Below are 18,256 nucleotides of genomic sequence, written 5' to 3'. Positions count from 1 at the left end.
GGGGTGGCTACTTCTCCAGGCAGAACTCGTTGATCGGGTAGCCGACGTGGCGGTCCTCGACCGGCAGGTAGCCGAGCACCTTGTCGCCGGGCTTGAGTTCGGTGCTGTTGAGCACCGTGCCGCCCGGGCCGAGCACCCGGACGTGCCAGTCGTCCTGGAGGATCAGGTTGGCCGTGCGGCCGTCGGGGCCGACCGCGTCGATGGAGAGCAGCGGACGCGTCTCGATCTTGACCCGGCCGACGGTGACCAGGCGGGTCTTGCCGTGGATGTCCACGGCGGTGACCTTGCTGCCGGCCTTCAACTCGCTCAGGTAGTTGGTGCGCTCGTTCTGGCCGACGGTGTACGAGTGGATGGCACCGGCGTTGACCCGGAACGGGCGGGTGGGCATGTACGGCAGCGGGTGGGTCTCGCTGACGCAGAGGATCATGCCCTTGGAGTGCGAGCCGACCAGGATGCCCTCGTCCTTGCCGAAGTAGGTGGCGGTGTCCACGCAGGCCCGCTCGCCCATGCCGACGTGCGTGGTGGCCGTGACCTCCAGCTCGACCAGCTCGAGGTCGGGTATGCCGCCCTCGGCGGCGGCCTTGAGCGCGGTGACGTCACCGACCTTCGCCGGGGCCATCAGCACACCGTCGGAGCCGAGCTCCAGCACACCGAAGATGATCTCGGCTTCCTCCACGTCCTTGGCGATGGTGACGAGGCTGCCGTTGGCACGGGCGGCGGCCGCGATCACGATCTCCAGCGGGATCTTGGTGGGGTCGCGGAAGAGCAGCACGCTCCACTTGTCGACGCGGCCGGACTGGCAGGCGTCCTCCAGCGTCTCGGCGTCGATGATCTCGACGAACCGGCCGAACTCCACATCGGGGTGGGCGAGGGCCAGTTCGGCGGGCTCCCCGTGCTTGGCGGGGTCGACGATGACGACGTCCGCCGCGCCGAAGCTCTCGGGGAGCGTCTGGCCCTGCGGGAAGAGGACCTTCTTCACCGTCGGCGGCAGCTTCTCCAGGTCCGCCGGGTCGGCGGCGAGAATGCCCTCCACCCGGGCGTGAATCGCCTCCTGGACGATGGCGTCCTTCGCGGAACCGACCGAGCGGATGTCGACCCAACTGAGCTTCACAGTGCACCTGCCATTCGCGAGGTTTGGATGGGGACGGGAGAGCCCTGGGGCCCATGAACGATCTCGGCCAGTTCCTGAACCGTCGTGCGGGGAGACGCCGAGTTGAAGACGCGCCGGCCGACGGCGAGTCCGCTGCACCCGACCGCGAGCGCGGAGACCGCGAAGTCCTGGACGCTCTGCGAGGCGTCGCCACCGCCCGCGACGATGATGGGGATGGGAGAGCTTTCAACCACCTCGGCCATGCGCTCCGCGGGGGAGGCGAACACGGTCTTGACGATGTCGACGCCGAGGTCGGCGGCGATGCTGACGACGTGCGCCACCAGCGCCGGGTCTGCGGGATCGGTGACCCGCGGACCACGTGGGTAGATCATCGCCAGCAGCGGCATCCCCCAGCGGTCACAGGCCGCGGCCACCGTGCCCAAATCGGTCAACTGGTCGGCCTCGGTCTCGGAGCCGATGTTGACGTGCACGCTCACCGCGTCCGCCCCGAGGCTGATGGCCTCGTCGACGTCGCCCACGAGCACCTTGGCGTTGACGTCCGGGCCGTGTGCCGTGCTGGCGCTCAGGTGGATGAGCAGCGAGCAGTCCGCGAGCAGCTCGGGGGCGAGCACCCGGGCCCGGCCCTTGTGGACGACGATTCCGTCGGCCCCGCCGTCGACCACGTCACGGACGAGTTCCTGGAAGCCGCTCACCGTCGCGATCGGCCCGTCGGAGACGGAGTGATCGAGTGGCACGAAGAGATACCGCTCGTCGCCGTGCCCGGAAAGTCTGGCTAGTCGTAGTGATTTACCCGATGAAGACGTGCTCGGCATCAGACACTCCCTTGTGCTGCCGATGTGTGGGCGTCAGGTCCTTTTCCGGACCATCGTCAATCCGTCGCCGATCGACAGAATGACGGCCTCGACGCGCTCGTCCGCCGCCACATGGGCGTTGAAGGCGTGCATCATGGCGCCCTCTCCGTCCCGGTCGTCGACGACGGTTCCGAACCAGAAGACGTTGTCGACGAGGATGACGCCGCCGGGACGGATACGGGGCACCAATTCCTCGTAGTAGGCGATGTAGCTCTGCTTGTCCGCGTCGATGAAGGCCAGGTCCACGACCGGATCGGCCGGCAGGGAACGCAGCGTCTCCAGGGCCGGGCCGAGGCGGAGTTCGATTTTCTCGTCGACACCCGCCTCCTTCCACGCCTCCCTGCCGAGGCTGGTCCATTCCTCGCTCACATCACAGGTGAGGAGATGGCCGTCGACCGGCAGGCCCTTGGCGATGCAGAGGGCCGAGTACCCGGTGAAGGTGCCCACCTCGATCGCATTCCGTGCCTGCATGATCTGCGTGAGGAAGGTGAAGAACGAGCCCTGCGGAGTGCCGATCTGCATCCGCGACCGCTCACCGACTCCGGCGGTCCGCTGAATGAGATTCCGCTGCGGCTCATCGACCGGGACGCTGTTTTCGACCATGTACGAATACAAGCGCTCAGATACCGTCGTTGGTCTCATGCCAAGAAGTCTTGCAGAGGCGGCACTAGAGGCCGTCTAATAACTGTCTAGAAAAGTGGAGTTAAGGATTTCGCTTATCTCGGGGCATAAAAAAGGCAGCACAAACCACAGAGTGGTCTGTGCTGCCTTTCCCGGGCCTGCGAGCGGCCTATTCAGCCCGGGATACTCCAGTCCAGAGGTGCCAGGTCAGTAGTGCCAGGCCAGGACCTCGTCGGGGAGATCCTCCAGGACCGCCACTTCCGACGGCTTGCGGTTCATGTACTCGGGATTGCACCCCATGTACCCCAGCCGACGGGCGACCGGTGCGAGGATCTCGTAGAGAATGCGCTGCCGCTTCCAGGACGGCTTGACGAACCGCAGCACATCCTGGAACTCCAGGGAGGTCACGGCTCGCTGGAGCAGCTTGGGCATTCCCTCGGCGTTCGTCTTTCCGTCCTGCGCCAGGCAGAAAAGCTGACGCATGACCATCTGCTCGAAGCGCGTCCCGTTTCCGATGACCTCGCATATGGCGTAGGTCTTGTCACCCGTCGGGTTCCACCAACGGTGCTCGATTCCCGGCTGGATCAGAATGCTCTGTCCCACCTTGTCGAGCACCGTCTTACGACCGCCCTGGATGACTGCGAGCTTTCCGCGCACGAGGGTGAAGCGTTCATGACTGACCGGATGAATGTGCTCGCCCGCGGCAAAGCCGCCGGGTTCGACATACAGATCCATCACCGAGCGCTTTCCCCCGGTTTCCGAGGCCGGCGTGCGGACCACGATCCGCTCGCCGCAACGGGGGTTCTCGTAGACCTCTCCAGGGCTGACGTTCACCGGAATCTCTCCTTCGTCCACGACGCTTCTCGCAACGTGACTACAGCCTGCGCGCCAAGGCCCTGGGCACGCACTCACATTCTTGCCCTCGCATTCACCACCACCGTCCGGTCAGACGATGGCCGCAGCTCCCGCCTGAGCGACATTCAGGTCCTCGTCCCCCATTCCGCCGCTGACGCCGATGGAACCGACCGGCGTGCCGTCGGAAACGAGCGGCAGACCACCGGAGAACAGCGCCATACCGGGCTGGCTGGCCAGGCTGCTCACCAGGACCGCGTCCTGCTTGATGGCCTCCGCGAATTCATTGGTGGGCGTACGGACGACGAGCGCGGTGCTCGCCTTGTTCTGCGCGACGCTGGTGGCCACGGCCGGGGCACCGTCCATGCGCGCCAGCGCCTGGACGTGGCCGCCGGCGTCGAGGACGACGATCGCCACCCGAGCGCCCAGCTCCTCGGCCTTGCGCAGCGCCGCCGTGATGCCCTGCTGGGCGCCGGCGAGGGTGATCGTGCGGGTCTCGGTGACGGTGGCGCCGAGCTGCTCGACAGTGGTCATGGGTGTGCCTTTCGTAGGACCGGCCGGAGCCGGAGGGGACAACAGGGAAGAAAGAACGGATCGGGCGGCGCGGGAGCCGGACTCAGGCGGTCGACTCCTCGCTCCGGGCCGCAGCACCGGAGCGGAAGAAGGCGGCCACGAGAGCGGCGACCGCGAGGCTCGCCACCGCGCCCACGAGCACCGCCAGGTGCATGCCGTCGAGGGTGTCGGCGATGCTCGCCTCCACGCCCTCGGTCGCGTCGGCGCCGAAGACCGCGACGGCCGCCAGCACCGGGGTGCCGAGCGTGAGGGCGATCTGCTGGCTCATCGTGCTCAGACCGGTCGCCAGACCCTGCTCCTCATTGGGCAGGCCGGAGGTGGCGATGACCGTGTAGGAGACGAGACCCATGGCGTGGCCGAAGAAGGCGACCGCGACAGCGATGAGGACGATGTAGATCCCGGCGTCGCCCTCGTCCACGGTGAGCAGCCCCAGGAGGCCGAGTCCCTGGACCGTGAGGGCGGTGACGAGGGTGCGCTTGCTGCCGATGGCGCCGATCACCTTGGGGGCGAGGAGGCCGCCCGCGATGGCCGCGATGCTGGACCCGCCGAACGCCAGCCCCGAGGCGAGCGGCTTGTAGTCGAGCACGTCCTGGAGGTAGAGCGTCATCTGGAAGACCACCGCGCTGGGCATGCTGACGACGAGGAGCCCGGCGAAGTTGCCCCAGCGCACGGTGGGCCGCTTGAGCACGCTGACCGGCGCCAGCGGGTTGGAGCTGCGCAGCTCGATGAACCAGAAGGCGACCAGCAGCACCGCGGCGAGGATCAGGCAGCCGATGACGACGGGGTCGCCCCAGCCGCTCTGCTCGGTCGCGGAGATCCCGTAGACCAGGCTGACCAGACCGCCGGTGACCGTGACCGCTCCGGGGACGTCGAGGCGGCTGCGGGTCCGCTCGCTGCTGTCGCTCAGGACGCGCGGGGCGAACGCCAGGATGAGCACCACGACCGGCAGGTTGATCAGGAACGCCCAGCGCCAGCTCAGCAGCTCGGTCAGCACTCCGCCGAGCACCGAACCGAGCGCGAAGCCGCCGGTGAGAAGGGTGCCGTTGAGCCCCAGGGCGCGCTGGCGGAGGGGGCCTTCGGGGAAGGACGTGGTGAGCAGCGACATCGCGGCGGGTGTCGCCATGGCCGTGGCGAGACCCTGCCCGATGCGGCCGGCCAGAAGCATGCCGGGCGACTGGGCGAGGCCGCCGACCAGCGACGCGACACCGAGGATGAGCATGCCCACCAGGAAGAGGTTCCGCCGGCCGAAGAGGTCGGCGATGCGGCCGAACAGCAGCGTGAAGCCCGCGGCGGGCAGCATGAAGCCGGTGACGATCCACTGAAGGGTGCTCAGCTCGAAGCCGAGGTCGGACCCGATGGTCGGCACGGCGATGTTCAGCACGGAGAAGTCGACCGCGAGCATGAACTGGGCACCGAGCAGGAGAACCAGGATCAGCCGGTGTCGGGGCGTCATCCGGTCCTCTGCGGGTTTGTCCCGCGCCTCACTGATGGCATCGAGCTCGGTCATGGCTTTCCTCTCCTCTGATGACTCTCGCGTCCGTCGGCTCGCACCGCGCCGCTGTGGCGTCTTGAGGGCCGGACATCGGCCCACGGCGCGGCCCGTGATCGAGCCGACGGGAGGAGAAACACCGTCGAGCGCCGGGGGGTTGCATCGCCGCGGAAGCCGAGCGGCCGACGGCTTCCGCCCGCGAATTGCGGAGCAATATTCCGGGTGAGGGGCCCGTCGAGCGGCAAGTAGCGTCGCCCGCGGCCGTCGCGCGCTGCGCCGGAACCGGCTCGCAGCCTCCACGACGACGGCCAGAGAGGCCATGTGATGACAGACAGCAGAGGCGGGATGGAACGGCGACGTTTCCTTTACGGGGGCGCCTCCGTTGGAGGAGGAATGCTGCTCGGCGGCACGGCCGGTACCGCGGCGGCCGCCACGACGCGGGACGCCACGACGCGTGCCGCGGCGGCGGGGGACGCCGTCGCGATCACACCCGCCGACCGGAACTACGCGGACGTGGTCAGAGGCTGGAACCAGCGGTACATAGGCAAGCCCGAGAAGGTGCATCTGGTCACCACGACCGACCAGGTGGTGAAGGTCACCCAGCAGGCGGTGAAGGAGGGCAAGCGCCTCGCGGTGCGCAGCGGCGGGCACTGTTTCGAGGACTTCGTCTACCACCCGGACGCGAAGGTCGTGGTCGACCTGTCGGAGATGCGCCAGGTCGCCTTCGACGCCGAGCGCAAGGCGTTCATGGTCGAGTCGGGGTGCCAGTTGCTCGACGTCTACGAAGGGCTCTACCGCCGCTGGGGCGTCGTCATCCCCGCGGGCATCTGCCACCAGGTCGGAGCGGGTGGCCACGTCAGCGGCGGCGGCTGGGGGATGTTGTGCCGTCTGCTGGGCCTTGTCGTGGACCATCTGTACGCGGTCGAGGTGGTCGTCGTGGACGCTTCGGGCACCGCCCGGGCGGTCGTCGCCACCCGGGAGGAGTCGGACCCGAACCGCGACCTGTGGTGGGCGCACACCGGCGGGGGCGGCGGCAACTTCGGCATCGTCACGCGCTACTGGTTCCGCAGCCCGGACGCCAAGGGCTCCGATCCGTCGGCCCTGCTCCCCCGCCCTCCGGCCGAGGTGCTCATCAACGCCGTTTCCTGGCCGTGGAGCTCGCTCTCCCGCAAGGACTTCGACACCCTGGTGAAGAACTACGGCGCCTGGCACGTCGAGCACAGCGCTCCGGGCGACCCGTACGCCGGAATGTGCAGCTACCTGGGGCTGAACCACCGGTCGAACGGCGCCATCGGGATGATCACCCAGATGGACGCCACCGTGCCGAACGCCGAGCAGATGCTGGCGGACTTCGTGGCCGCCATCAGCAAGGGCGTGTCCGTCGGGCACGAGGCGGCCACCACCAGGACGGGTGAGCTGGCCGCCATGCCCGAGCTCGTGGAGCCGCGCCGCATGCCGTGGCTCCAGGCGACCCGCTACCTCGGCACCTCGACCCTGACGCTCAACGACCCGACGCTCAAGGGAGACTTCAAGTCCGCCTATATGCGGGCGAACTTCCCCGACTCGCATCTCGACGCGCTCTACAAGCATCTGACCAGCGACGCCATCGACAACCCCACCGCATCGGTACAGCTGAGCTCCTTCGGCGGCCAGGTCAACGCGGTCGCCCAGGACGCGACGGCCTCCTCCCACCGCAACTCGGCGTTCAAGATGTCGTGGATGCTGTACTGGACCGAGGCGGCCGACGAGGCCAAGTCGCTGGCCTGGATACGGGAGTGCTACCAGGAGGTCTACGCCGAGACCGGCGGGGTGCCGGTGCCGAACGACGTCACCGACGGCTGCTACGTCAACTACCCGGACATCGACCTCGGCGACCCGAAGTACAACACCTCGAAGGTGCCGTGGCACGACCTCTACTACAAGGAGAACTACCCGCGGCTCCAGTCCGTCAAGAAGAAGTACGACCCGCGGAACGTCTTCCGGCACAGCCAGTCGGTGGGGCTGCCCGACTGACCCGGACAAACTGACCCGTACGCACGGGCGCAGACACCGCACCGGCTGCCGATTCCGGCGGCCGGTGCGGTGCTTCGGCATACCGGTCCGGCTCCGCTCCCGGGCGCCGCGGCGCGGGCTGTGCAACCATTGCTGACGTCCCGGTGTTTCTGTAGCTGATGGACGATATGGCGGAGCAGCTGACCGAGCGCCTGGCGTCAGATCTGGATGACGGCTTCACCGAGCTGGTCCGGGTCCACGCCTCGGCGGTGCGTGCCTTTCTGTTCCGGGTCTCGGGATCGGCCGCCGAGGCGGACGACCTGGGCCAGGACACCTTCTTACGCGCCTATTCGGCGCTCCAGACCTACTCGCCGGAGCGTCGGCGCAAGCTGAAACCCCGGGCCTGGCTGATGACGATCGCGGCGAACGTCTGGCGCAATCATGTGCGTACCAGCGTCCGTCACCCGGTCTCGGCCACCCGTGCGGAGGACGCCTGCGGCAGCTGGCCGGACGAGAGTCCGGGACCGGAGGAGCGGGCGGCGACGTCCGCCGACCGTACGATTCTGGTCAAGGCGCTCACCGAGCTGCCCGAGAAGCATCGCGTCGCGGTGGTGATGCGCCATGTCATAGGGATGAGTTACAGCGACATGGCCGAGGCCCAGGGCTGCCCTGTGGGTACCGTCAAGGCACAAGTATCAAGAGGGATCGGCACACTACGTGAGATCTTGACACCCGAGGCGGCGGTGTTGGGGGAGGTGACCAGATGAACTACCGGAATGATGAGGAAGAGCGGCCCGCGGAGGGACAGTTGGAGCACGCCTTGGCCGATCTCGCGGCCCCTGCCCCGGCGGACTTCGCCCTGAGGGTACTTCAGCGCGTAGGAATTCCGCGAGAGCGCTACGACACCTACAGCCATCTTGACAGCGCGGCCGGCGGCCTCTTCGTGGCCTACAGCCCGGACGCGGTGACCGGCTCGGCCGTCGACACGATGGTGACCGACGCGGACGAGTTCGAGCGGTTGCATCACGCCCGCACCGGCCGGACCGCCATCCGCGCCTCGGCGCCCTTCCCCGGGCTGCGCCCCGCCTTGCGCACGGGCCGGGCGAAGCGGCTGCCGATCGACCTGGGAGGTCTCACCGACCTGGAGCGCGCCGTGCTCCACGCGGTGCGGTCGATCCCCTCCGGCCAGCTGCGGCCGATCACCTGGCTCGCGCGAGAGGCGTCGCTGCCCTCCGCCACCAGGCCGATCGTCGAGGCTCTGGCCAAGAATCCGGTGCCGGTGCTGATCCCCTGCCATCGCGTCACCTATGAGGGCGGAGCGCCCTGCGACGCCGCCTATGCGGGGCGCGTCGGGGATGCCCTGCGGAGCGCGGAGGGCATCGACATGCACCGGCTGGAGGAGCTGACCCTGCGCGGGGCCGTCTTCCTCGGCAGCGACACCACGCGGATCTACTGTCATCCGACCTGTGCGCACGCCCGCCGGATCACCCGGCCGCACCAGGTTCCGTTCCGTACCGCCGGGGATGCCCGGCAGGCGGGCTACCGTGCCTGCAAGAGCTGTCGTCCCGCTACGGTCTGAGCCTCGGCGCGGAAAAGGCGGAGAAGGAGGAGATCCATGCAGTCCGAAGCCCGTGCCGCGGTGACGTCCGTGGCGCTCGCCGAGGAGTCGACCCCATGTGGCCGGCTGGTCCTCGCGGCCACGAACGAGGCTTTGCTCGCCTGCGTGTACGACACCGCGGAGGCCGTGCGCCGGCGCGCGACCCGTGCGGGCGGCAGCGGGGTGGAGTTCCGCACGGAGACCGACGCCACACCCGGCCAGTTGGCCGTGCTGACCGAGGCGCGGGACCAGCTCGCCGCGTATCTGGCCGGGAAGATCCGCTCGTTCTCCGTTCCCCTGGACCTCTCGCTCGCCTCCGCGTTCACCGCGCAGACGGTGCTGGCGCTGGAGTCGTTCGTGCCCTACGGCCGCACCGCCACCTACGGCGAGCTGGCCGCCGCGCTGGACCGCCCGCGCGCCGCGCGGGCGGTGGGGATGGCGCTCGGCTCCAATCCGCTGTGCGTCGTGCTGCCCTGCCACCGCATCGTCGGAGCGAAGGGTTCACTGACCGGATACGCCGGCGGGGTCGCCGCCAAGCAATACCTGCTCGCGACGGAAGCGGCCGCCTGACCGGGAGTTTCGCGGTCACCGATCGCTTCCGCCGCGCACCGGCTCCCCTCCGGTGCGACTCCGATGCAACCTTCGGCGGCTGTCCGGTGTTTTCCCAGGGACGGCGCATGAGGTCCTCTCCGGCGCCGAGCGGTGGAGCGGGAAGGGGAACCCGTCATGGCTGCATATGTGGACCCGGAGCCCGACTGGTGGGGTGCCGATCTGCTGGGCGCACCACCGGGCAGCGCCCTCTGGGCCCAGGCCGGGCACGGCGTCACCTATCACACGTTGCGGACCCAAGTCGCCCATATGCGGCGGCTCTTCGACGCCTATGGGATCCGTTCCGGGCACACCGTCGCCCTCCAGGGTGCCCATAGCTTCAGCCAGCTATGGGCCCTGTTCGCCCTGTGGTCCTGCGGCGCCCAGGTCATGCTCATGGGGCCGCATGTGCGCGGCAAGGAGCTGGGCCGCCAGCTGGACTGGTGCCGGCCCCAGTTCCATGTCTCCTTCAACGCGCCGGGCCACGGCAAGGAGACCTTCCACGATGAGTGCGAGGTCTTCGTCCGCCGCCTCCTCAGAGGCCGCCCCGCCGCCACCGATCACTGCTTGGTCCAGTTCACCTCCGGGAGCACCGGGTTCGCCAAGGCCATCGGCCGGACACCCGAGTCGCTGCTGACCGAGCTGGAGCGGTTCAAGACCGTCGGCGGTATGCCCGAGCCCGGATCCCGGGTCCTGGTCCTCGGTCCGCTCGCGCACTCCTTCAGCCTGGTCGGCGGCGTGCTGTACGCGACGAGCACCCGGAGCACGGTCCTGCTGGCCCCCGACTCGGGCCGCCGCACCGTGCTCCGTACGGCGATCCGGTCGGGGGCCGACACCATCATCGGGTCCCCCCAGCACTTCGCCGCTCTCGCCCAGATCGACCGTCCCGTGCGGATCCCTCGGCTTCGGCTGGCGATATCCGGCGGTGAGCAGATGGCCCACCGGGTGTACACCCGCTTCGCCGAGCGTCATCGGGTGCGGATCGGGCAGGCCTACGGCACCACGGAAACCGGGATCATCGCCACGGACCCCACCGGCTGGTACGGACCCGACACCGTCGGGATGCCGGTGCCCGGTCTCCAACTGCGGCTGGCGGACGGGGAGTTGCAGGTGCGCCTCGACCGCTCTCCGTATCTGCCGCAGGCGGGGCCTCCCGGCCGCTTCCTTCCCGACGGTGAGCACACCCGGGCCGGCTGGCTGCGGACCCGTGATCTGGTGGAGCAGGATCCGGCGAGCGGAGCGCTGCGTGTCCTCGGCCGTTTCGACCCCCTGGCCGACCGGCGTGCGCTCACTCGCGGTCTCGACCAGATCCTGCTCGCCGACCGCACCCTGGTGCGGCACTTCGAGCGGGATGGTCATCCCGTGGGCTGACGGGCGCGCTCCGCGGACACTTCCGCACAAAGTCGCACTTAACGGTGTGCAACTCCCTGGGAGCATACGGTGTTCATAGTGTGTACAGCATGTTGCCGATGCATCCAGGGAGAGCTTTTCGATGGAGTCCACCTTGACCGGCAAGACCGTTGTCATCACGGGAGCCGGCAGCGGGATCGGTCGCGCCACGGCGCGCACTTTCGCTGACCACGGGGCGAATGTGCTGGCCGTGGGAAGGACACTCGAAAAGCTCAAGGCCACCGCGAAGGGGCGGCCGTCGATCACACCGGTGACCGCGGACATCAGCGAACTGGACGCCCCTCAGGCGATCATCTCGCAGGCAGTGGCGGCCTTCGGTGGCATCGACATCCTGGTCAACAGCGCCAGCGTCTTCCGGCCGACGCACCTCGGCATGATCACTCCATCGGAGTTCGACCATTTCATCGCCGTGAATCTCCGGGCCCCGCTGCTGATCACCCAGGCCGCGCTGCCCTTTCTGGAGCATGCGGAAGGGACCGTGGTGAACATCAGCGCGGCCATCGGCCAGCACGGTTGGCCGGGCTTGTGCGTATACGGCGCCACCAAGGCGGCGCTCGACTTCTTCACCCGCTCCTGGGCAAGCGAATTGGCCCGGAGCTGCGTCCGGGTGGTTTCCGTGGCTCCGGGGCCGATCGAGACGCCAATCCTGGAGAACAACGCGCTTGACGATCAAGCGGTGATGACCATCCACCAGACCCAGGAGCAGATACCGATGGGCCGACTGGGCACGGCGGAGGAGATCGCTTGGTGGATCCTGAACTTCACGGACCCACTGGCCAGTTATGCGACGGGCGTCATCTTCGCCGTGGACGGCGGATACACCGTCGTGTAAATGAGCCGGATCGAGGGACGATCAAAAAACCGGGCCCACCCGGGCACATCAGACGCCGTTGACAGGAGAGGAGTTGAGAATGCTGTATTGCAGACGGCTAATCGTATGGCCGGGCTCGATACCGAGCTCGGACACGAGCCCGACGCGCAGGCGATGGAACACTTCGAGTGCCTGAGCCCGGCGCCCGGCCTTCTCCAAGGCGCGCATGTATTGGGAGTGCAACCCTTCATGATAGGGATACTCGGCGGTAAGGGCGGCGAGGTCGGCAGTGACCTCCAAGTGGCGTCCAATCTCGATCTTCGCTTCGGCGAGCGTTTCCAAGGCCCCCAGCCGGGACTCCTCGTACTGCCGCCGCCGCGATTCCAGCATCCTTCCGACGACGACATCAGCGAACGCCGACCCTCGCCAGATCCCCAGGGCATCACCGAGATAGCTGACCCCGGCGGAAAGATCGCCGTTCACCAGCGCCTTGCGCCCCGAGTCGACAAGACCTTGATAGATCCGGTAGTCGAGTCGGGCGAACGACTCGTTGAACATGTAGCCACCGGCATGCGTCGTGAGGGCATCTTCGATGATGACCTTGATGGGGAGCCGGGTGGCCTGACTGAGAGCCTTCCGTGCCTGGAGGATGTAGGTCTGGACGACCCTGAGGGCACTGGCCGGAGGGCGATCACCCCATAATTCACGAACGAGCGAAGGCAGCGACACCACCTGATCGGGGTGAGCCACCAACATCGCCAACACGGTGCGAGGCTTGTGGGCCAACGCCAGGTTCTCCACCTCACCGTCGTCGGCGATGCGCAGCATACCGAGAACCTGCACACTCTTTCCCTTGCAATTCCCCATCCAGCTCCCCCTGTCGTTGCATATAGTGCAATGCTTTTCAGAGGCCTGCATGGGCAGGCATTCACTTCATTCCCCTTAGCAAGGGACGGTACGACCGCCAAGTGCATGTGTCAACTAACGTGGCCGATCATGACCACTGGAGCGCATTTTGAGATAAAAAACCTACGAATCGGTTTCCGGCCACACAACGGCTCTCACCAGGCCCAATGGCCGGAACGAAGCCGCTTAGAGGAGCATGGAATCCATAGATGGACTCTTGGATGCCGCGAGATGAATCGAGTCAATAGCGAAAATTCAGCCAAGACCGGTGCCGATATTACCTCCCGCAGGGTCAGCAAATTCAAAACACATAGCTTACCTCTCCGAGAAGTAGGGGAACGCTTAGTTAACCCTCGCGGCACGGCCTTCTGAGGGATCTTGCGCGCGCCGATAAATCATCCGCGCAGCGTCGTCCTCGCCTGAACTCCCGGCTCCCGGCCGGCTGCCGGGCGACCATGACAAAATCAGCGGGTGCAGATCGGGATGCTGGGTCCACTCGAGGTGCGCACCGACGACGGTGGCTCGGCCGACGTGCCGGGTGCGCGGTTGCGCGGACTGCTGGTCGCCCTCGCGCTCAAGCCGGGTCATGTAGTCCCGAAGGCGTCACTCGTCGACTGGATCTGGGGTGAGCACCCGCCCATCGATGCGACGAACGCCCTCCAGCGCCTGGTGTCCCGGCTGCGGAAGGCGCTGCCGGGCGGGGTGGTCGAGGGGCGGACGGACGGCTACCGGCTGGTGGTGGAGCCCGACGCCGTCGACGCGGTGCGGTTCGAACGCCTCGTCACCGCGGGCCGGGCCCACACCGAGGAGCGTTCCCGGCACGCACGGCTGCTGCGCGAGGCCCTCGGGCTGTGGCGCGGTGCGGCCATGCAGGACATCGGTCTGCGGGACAGCGCCGCGTTCGAGGCCGCGGTGGTCCGGCTCCAGGGGTTGCGCCTGACCGCCATGGAGGAGCGGGCGGAGGCGGAAGTCGCCCTCGGGCGCGGGGCGGAGATGGTCACGGAGCTGACCGACCTGGTGGCCGCGCACCCGCTGCGGGAACGGCTCGTCGCCGCGCTGATCCGCGCCCTGGCCGCGGCCGGTCGCGACAGCGAGGCGCTGCTGGTGTACGAGCGCGCGAGGGAGGCCCTGGCCGACGCGCTGGGCGTCGACCCCTCGCCGGAGCTGGCGGCGTTGCACGTGGCGCTGTTGCGGGGCGAGTTGGGTCAGGGCCTGCGGCAGGGGGAAGCGAGCCGCAAGACCAACCTGCGCGCCGAGCTGACCAGCTTCGTCGGCAGGGGCGCCGATGTCGCCGCCGTCCGTGGGCTCATCGACGGGCACCGGCTCACCACCGTGATCGGGCCGGGTGGCTCGGGCAAGACCCGGCTGGCCACGGAGACCGCGCGCACGCTGCTCGGCGACCTGCCGGACGGGGCGTGGCTGGTGGAGCTCGCCGCCATCGGCGCGGACGGCGACGTGGCGCAGGCGACGCTCACCGGGCTGGACCTGCGGGACCCCCTGCTGGGTGGGGCCCCGAAAGCGGAGCTGACGGACCGGCTCATCGCTGCGATCCGCGAGCGCGAGGCGCTGCTGATCCTCGACAACTGCGAGCATGTGATCGAGTCCGCGGCGGTGTTCGCCCACCGGGTCCTCGGGGAGTGCCGACGGCTGCGGATCCTGGCGACGAGCCGGGAACCGCTCGGCATCACCGGGGAGGCGCTGTGGCTGGTCGAGCCGCTGGCCCTGCCGGAGGGGAACGCGGGCCCGGACGAGATCGAGTCCTCCCCCGCCGTCCAGTTGCTGCGGGACCGGGCCGGGGCGGTGCGCCGGGACCTCGTGCTTGACGACCGTACGACGATGGCGCGCGTCTGCCGGGCGCTGGACGGGATGCCACTGGCGATCGAACTGGCCGCGGCACGGCTGCGCACGATGTCCATCGATCAGCTCGCAGGCCGCCTCGACGACCGGTTCCGCCTGCTGACCAGCGGCAGCCGCACGGCGTTGCCGCGGCACAAGACGCTGCGCGCCGTGGTCGACTGGAGCTGGGAGCTGCTCAGCGACGCCGAGCGGATGGTCCTGCGCAGGCTGTCGGTGTTCTCGGGCGGGGCGAGCCTGGAGGCGGCCGAGCGGGTCTGCGTCGGCGACGGGGTCGAGCGGGAGCAGGTGCTCGACCTGCTCACCGCGCTGACCGAGAAGTCGCTGCTGCTCGCCGAGGGCGGCAGCACCCCGCGCTACCGCCTGATCGGCATGATCCAGGAGTACGCCGGGCACCGGCTCGCGGAGGCGGGGGAAACGGACCTGGCACGCCATGCGCATCTCGCCTACTTCACCGAACTCGCCGAGACCGCGGAGCCGCATCTGCGCCGCGCCGGGCAACTGGAGTGGCTGGCCAGGGTCGAGGCCGAGCACGACAACGTCGGTGCGGCGATGCGTGGCGCGCTCGCGGCGGGCGAGGCGCAGGCGGCGATGCGGCTCGCGGTGGGCGCGGGCTGGTACTGGTGGCTGGGCGGGCGCAGGACCGAGGGCATCGAGCTGCTCACCGCGGCCGCCAGGACGCCCGGCGAGGTGGCCGACGAGGTCCGCGCCACGGTGTGCGCGCTGATCGCGGGTTTCGTGACCTCCGGGCTGAGCGACGAGCGCCGGGCCGCGGAGTGGATCCACGAGGCGCACCGGCTCAGTCGGCGCAGCAGGCGCCACCACCCGGGGTTGAGGCTCGTCCTCGTGCTGGAACACATGCTCCGGGCGCCCGACGCGTCGCTGTCCGCGTTCGAGCCGCTGCTGGACGACGATGACCCCTGGGTGCGCGCGCTGGCCCGGTGGCACCTGGGCAAGATGCGGATCGTGCTCGGCCGGGACGGGCAGGACGGCCAGGAGGCGGGCGCGTACCTGGAGAAGGCGCTCGCCGAGTTCCGGGCGCTCGGCGAGCGGTACGGGATCTCGCTCGCCCTGGGCGAGCTGGCGAATCTGCTCGCCCTGCGCGGCGAGTTCGCCGGTGCGTGCGAGCACTACGAGCAGGCGATCGCGGTCGTCACCGAAATCGGTGCCACCGAGGACGTGATCCGGATGCGGTCGTGGCAGGCGCAGCTGTACGGGCTGCTGGGCGACGAGGACGCCAGCGCGGCCGCCATGGCCGAGGCACAGCGGTGCGCGGAGCGGGTCACCTGGCCGGACGCGCTGGCCGAGCTGGCCCTGTCCAAGGCGGAACTCGCCCGGCGGGGCGGGGACACCGAGGAGGTGCACCGGCAACTGGGGATCGTGGCGGCCATGCTGGGCGACGAAGCGCAACGGGCGGACATCCGCGCGGTGACGCATGACCTGCTCGGCTACCTCGCCGACGACCTCGGCGAGGCCCGGGCGCACCGCGCGGCGGCCTGCGAGGCGGCGTCCGAGGCGGGACACGCGCCACTGATCGCGCACGTGCTCGTCGGGGTCGCGGACCTGGCGCTGCGCCGCGACGAGCACGAGCAGGCCGCGCGGCTGCTCGCGGCGAGCACGGGCGTACGCGGGCTCCGGACCCGCTCCCACCCGGACGTGGCCCGGATCGAGCGGACCGCGCGGCGCCGCCTCGGCGACGTCCGGTTCGCCGAGGCGACCCGGGAGGGGACGCAGGTCCGCTGGTCCCAGCTGGTCGAGGTCACGCTCGCTTCCTGAGCGCGGGGACCGCGGTCACGAGGTGGGGGTCGCCTCGATGACGTGGTAGCCGTGCGGGGAGGGGCCGCACCGGGCGTCATCCGACCCGCTGAAGAGCCTTCTCGCGGCGCTCGGCCATGGTCGAACCGGATTCCCGCCGCGCCATCCGGCGCAGCACGATCGGCGCGAGGACCAGACCGATCACGGCCCAGGCCGACAGCACCCCGACGGTCTCCAAGTGGCGCCAGGCGTCGCCGATCTCCACGGTGACCGCGCTGTTCGGCAGCAGCGCCGAACGCATGCCGAGGCCGAGCCAGTAGACCGGGAACACCTGGGCCAGCCCCTGCACCCACTCGGGCATGGAGGTCACCGGATAGAAGATGCCGGAGATGCCGATCATCGCCATGATCGGGAGCGTCAGCAGCCCCTGGCTGCGCGTGCTGCTGAACAGCGAGCCCAGCACCGCGCCGATGGGCAGGGTGGCCACCAGCCCGAGCACCAGCACCCAGCCCAGGGTCAGCCATGCCTCCGAACTGCCCACCCTCAGACCGGGGATGAGGAACAGTGCGGGGATGAGGAAGATCGCGAGGTCGACGACCACGCCCACGGACACCGAGATGATCTTTCCGACCAGATAGGCGGGGGTGCCGTGCGGTGTGGCCTTGGCGCGCAGCAGCGTGCCGTCCTCGCGGTCGGCCGTGAGGAGTTGGCTCATGGTGACCATGGCCATCGCGGCATTCATTCCGAGGATACCGGGCAACACCAGGGTGCCCAGTTCGAATTCACCGTCGCCGAACGAGACGTCCCGCATCAGGAACAGCACGACCAGCATCAGGACGGGCCAGAAGAAGTGGTTGAAGAGGTCCCCGCCATTGGTGAATGATTGACGCAGTTCCGTGACACCGCGGGACCAGCCCGCGCGCATGACCGTCTTGTTCATCGGACCGTGCCCCCCTCGCTGTCCGCCGAGGCCGCGCCGGCGGCGTCCTCCGGCAGTGTTTCCTGTTCGCCCGTGGACTGCCGCACCAGGGAGAGATAGGTATCCTCCAGCGTGGTCTTCCGGATTTCCAGATCGGTGATCGACTCGCCGTGCTTCCGGAACAGTTCGAAGGCGAATTTCGTGGACTCCGGAAGGGAACGGACGTAGTTCTGGCCGTCGTGGGACCAGCGCACCTCGTCCTCGCCGACGATGCGCTCGGCGAGTTCCTCGGCGGTGCCGTCCGCGATGATGCGGCCACCGCTGAGGATCATGATGCGGTTGGTGAGCTTCTGCGCCTCGTGCAGATCGTGGGTGGTCAGCACGATGGTGGTGTCCTGCTCGTCGGCGAGACGTTCGACGAGGTCATGGAACTCGCGCCGGGCGACGGGGTCGAGACCCGCCGTGGGTTCGTCGAGGAAGAGCAGTTCGGGGCGGCCGACGATGCCGACAGCCACGTCGAGTCTGCGCCGCTGGCCGCCGGAGAGCATCCTGACCTTCTTGTCCGCCTGCGCGGTCAGGCCGACGGCGGCGAGGAGTTCGTCGGGATCCCACGGCCGCCGGATCTGGGCGGTGGAGTACTCGGCGTAGTAGATGCCTAGGTGGGCGAGGAGTTCGCGCACCCGCCAGCGCCCGTGGTCGCGCCAGGACTGGAGCACCACGCCCACCCGGGCCCGCCAGTCGTCGCCGCCGTGCGCCGGATCGGTGCCCAGCACCTCGACCCGGCCGGCCGACCGCATGCGGAAGCCCTCCAGGATCTCCAGCGTGGTGGTCTTCCCCGCCCCGTTCGGCCCGAGCAGGCACACCACTTCCCCGTGGTGCACGCGGAGATTCACATCCTTCAGGACCTCGGTCGTGCCGTAGCGCATG

General features: G+C 68.9%; 16 protein-coding genes. 7 read left to right on the top strand and 9 right to left on the bottom strand.

All coding sequences use genetic code 11. The annotated features are described in order from the left end of the window. Window positions 1–7: 7 nt before the first annotated feature. From HYQ63_RS37245 to HYQ63_RS37220, 6 genes are all read right to left on the bottom strand, one after another. Window positions 8–1,111 (bottom strand): 3-dehydroquinate synthase II family protein, encoded by a 1,104-nt coding sequence (locus HYQ63_RS37245; protein ID WP_009719746.1) that lies wholly within the window; start codon window positions 1,109–1,111, stop codon window positions 8–10. Further along, the gene (locus HYQ63_RS37240; RefSeq protein WP_179938090.1) at window positions 1,108–1,923 is read right to left on the bottom strand and encodes a 2-amino-3,7-dideoxy-D-threo-hept-6-ulosonate synthase; all 816 of its coding nucleotides are present in this window, start codon (window positions 1,921–1,923) and stop codon (window positions 1,108–1,110) included. Before HYQ63_RS37240 ends, HYQ63_RS37245 begins: the two co-directional genes overlap by 4 nt. 33 nt (window positions 1,924–1,956) lie before the next feature. After that, a complete protein-coding gene (locus tag HYQ63_RS37235; RefSeq protein WP_257232390.1) occupies window positions 1,957–2,565 on the bottom strand; it encodes an O-methyltransferase in 609 nt (202 codons plus the stop codon). A gap of 225 nt (window positions 2,566–2,790) precedes the next feature. Beyond that, window positions 2,791–3,438, bottom strand: coding sequence for a cupin domain-containing protein (locus tag HYQ63_RS37230; RefSeq protein ID WP_257232389.1), 648 nt, complete (start codon window positions 3,436–3,438; stop codon window positions 2,791–2,793). 90 nt (window positions 3,439–3,528) lie between these two features. Further along, complete coding sequence (locus HYQ63_RS37225) at window positions 3,529–3,969, bottom strand: heme-binding protein (RefSeq protein ID WP_179938087.1); 441 nt, start codon at window positions 3,967–3,969, stop codon at window positions 3,529–3,531. Window positions 3,970–4,051: 82 nt separating this feature from the next. Continuing rightward, window positions 4,052–5,515 (bottom strand): MFS transporter, encoded by a 1,464-nt coding sequence (locus tag HYQ63_RS37220; protein WP_218929608.1) that lies wholly within the window; start codon window positions 5,513–5,515, stop codon window positions 4,052–4,054. A 327-nt stretch (window positions 5,516–5,842) separates the two neighbouring features. Between HYQ63_RS37220 and HYQ63_RS37215 the strand changes: the two genes are divergently transcribed. From HYQ63_RS37215 to HYQ63_RS37190, 6 genes are all read left to right on the top strand, one after another. After that, a complete protein-coding gene (locus HYQ63_RS37215) occupies window positions 5,843–7,510 on the top strand; it encodes an FAD-binding oxidoreductase (RefSeq protein ID WP_179940913.1) in 1,668 nt (555 codons plus the stop codon). Window positions 7,511–7,668: 158 nt separating this feature from the next. Continuing rightward, the gene (locus tag HYQ63_RS37210) at window positions 7,669–8,256 is read left to right on the top strand and encodes an RNA polymerase sigma factor (RefSeq protein WP_179938086.1); all 588 of its coding nucleotides are present in this window, start codon (window positions 7,669–7,671) and stop codon (window positions 8,254–8,256) included. Continuing rightward, window positions 8,253–9,068, top strand: a complete 816-nt coding sequence (locus HYQ63_RS37205) for an MGMT family protein (protein WP_257232386.1) — start codon at window positions 8,253–8,255, stop codon at window positions 9,066–9,068. Before HYQ63_RS37210 ends, HYQ63_RS37205 begins: the two co-directional genes overlap by 4 nt. Before the next feature lie 36 nt (window positions 9,069–9,104). Continuing rightward, window positions 9,105–9,656 carry a methylated-DNA--[protein]-cysteine S-methyltransferase gene (locus tag HYQ63_RS37200; RefSeq protein ID WP_179938085.1) on the top strand — a complete coding sequence of 184 codons (552 nt, stop codon included), beginning with the start codon at window positions 9,105–9,107 and terminating at the stop codon, window positions 9,654–9,656. Window positions 9,657–9,812: 156 nt separating this feature from the next. Beyond that, entirely contained in the window at window positions 9,813–11,045 is a 1,233-nt protein-coding gene (locus HYQ63_RS37195) for a class I adenylate-forming enzyme family protein (RefSeq protein ID WP_179938084.1), read from the top strand. Window positions 11,046–11,178: 133 nt separating this feature from the next. Continuing rightward, window positions 11,179–11,916 carry an SDR family NAD(P)-dependent oxidoreductase gene (locus tag HYQ63_RS37190; protein WP_257232385.1) on the top strand — a complete coding sequence of 246 codons (738 nt, stop codon included), beginning with the start codon at window positions 11,179–11,181 and terminating at the stop codon, window positions 11,914–11,916. 48 nt (window positions 11,917–11,964) lie between these two features. Here HYQ63_RS37190 and HYQ63_RS37185 read toward each other — a convergent pair whose 3' ends face one another. Next, window positions 11,965–12,723 (bottom strand): AfsR/SARP family transcriptional regulator, encoded by a 759-nt coding sequence (locus HYQ63_RS37185; protein WP_257232384.1) that lies wholly within the window; start codon window positions 12,721–12,723, stop codon window positions 11,965–11,967. 549 nt (window positions 12,724–13,272) lie between these two features. Here HYQ63_RS37185 and HYQ63_RS37180 point away from each other — a divergent pair. Further along, window positions 13,273–16,431: a BTAD domain-containing putative transcriptional regulator gene (locus tag HYQ63_RS37180; RefSeq protein WP_179938081.1), complete on the top strand. Its 3,159-nt coding sequence runs from the start codon at window positions 13,273–13,275 to the stop codon at window positions 16,429–16,431. A 76-nt stretch (window positions 16,432–16,507) separates the two neighbouring features. Here HYQ63_RS37180 and HYQ63_RS37175 read toward each other — a convergent pair whose 3' ends face one another. Together HYQ63_RS37175 and HYQ63_RS37170 are read right to left on the bottom strand one after the other, a co-directional pair. Then, window positions 16,508–17,350 (bottom strand): ABC transporter permease, encoded by an 843-nt coding sequence (locus HYQ63_RS37175; RefSeq protein WP_179938080.1) that lies wholly within the window; start codon window positions 17,348–17,350, stop codon window positions 16,508–16,510. Continuing rightward, a complete protein-coding gene (locus HYQ63_RS37170; protein WP_257232699.1) occupies window positions 17,347–18,255 on the bottom strand; it encodes an ABC transporter ATP-binding protein in 909 nt (302 codons plus the stop codon). The genes HYQ63_RS37175 and HYQ63_RS37170 overlap by 4 nt, the downstream gene beginning before the upstream one ends. Window position 18,256: the final 1 nt, after the last annotated feature.

Origin of the sequence: Streptomyces sp. Rer75 (assembly GCF_013414305.1) — a bacterium.
Lineage (GTDB): Bacteria > Actinomycetota > Actinomycetes > Streptomycetales > Streptomycetaceae > Streptomyces > Streptomyces himastatinicus.
The sequence above is the reverse complement of the archived record's forward strand: the minus strand, read 5'-3'. Positions and strand labels throughout refer to the sequence as shown.

Bases quoted from the DNA above. Each gene is read 5' to 3' on its own strand.
- HYQ63_RS37220 (WP_218929608.1), bottom strand. From the start codon at position 5,515: ATGACCGAGCTCGATGCCATCAGTGAGGCGCGGGACAAACCCGCAGAG.
- HYQ63_RS37205 (WP_257232386.1), top strand. From the start codon at position 8,253: ATGAACTACCGGAATGATGAGGAAGAGCGGCCCGCGGAGGGACAGTTG.
- HYQ63_RS37235 (WP_257232390.1), bottom strand. From the start codon at position 2,565: ATGGTCGAAAACAGCGTCCCGGTCGATGAGCCGCAGCGGAATCTCATT.
- HYQ63_RS37185 (WP_257232384.1), bottom strand. From the start codon at position 12,723: ATGCTGCGCATCGCCGACGACGGTGAGGTGGAGAACCTGGCGTTGGCC.
- HYQ63_RS37210 (WP_179938086.1), top strand. From the start codon at position 7,669: ATGGACGATATGGCGGAGCAGCTGACCGAGCGCCTGGCGTCAGATCTG.
- HYQ63_RS37215 (WP_179940913.1), top strand. From the start codon at position 5,843: ATGGAACGGCGACGTTTCCTTTACGGGGGCGCCTCCGTTGGAGGAGGA.
- HYQ63_RS37200 (WP_179938085.1), top strand. From the start codon at position 9,105: ATGCAGTCCGAAGCCCGTGCCGCGGTGACGTCCGTGGCGCTCGCCGAG.
- HYQ63_RS37240 (WP_179938090.1), bottom strand. From the start codon at position 1,923: ATGCCGAGCACGTCTTCATCGGGTAAATCACTACGACTAGCCAGACTT.
- HYQ63_RS37175 (WP_179938080.1), bottom strand. From the start codon at position 17,350: ATGAACAAGACGGTCATGCGCGCGGGCTGGTCCCGCGGTGTCACGGAA.
- HYQ63_RS37195 (WP_179938084.1), top strand. From the start codon at position 9,813: ATGGCTGCATATGTGGACCCGGAGCCCGACTGGTGGGGTGCCGATCTG.
- HYQ63_RS37225 (WP_179938087.1), bottom strand. From the start codon at position 3,969: ATGACCACTGTCGAGCAGCTCGGCGCCACCGTCACCGAGACCCGCACG.
- HYQ63_RS37170 (WP_257232699.1), bottom strand. From the start codon at position 18,255: ATGCGCTACGGCACGACCGAGGTCCTGAAGGATGTGAATCTCCGCGTG.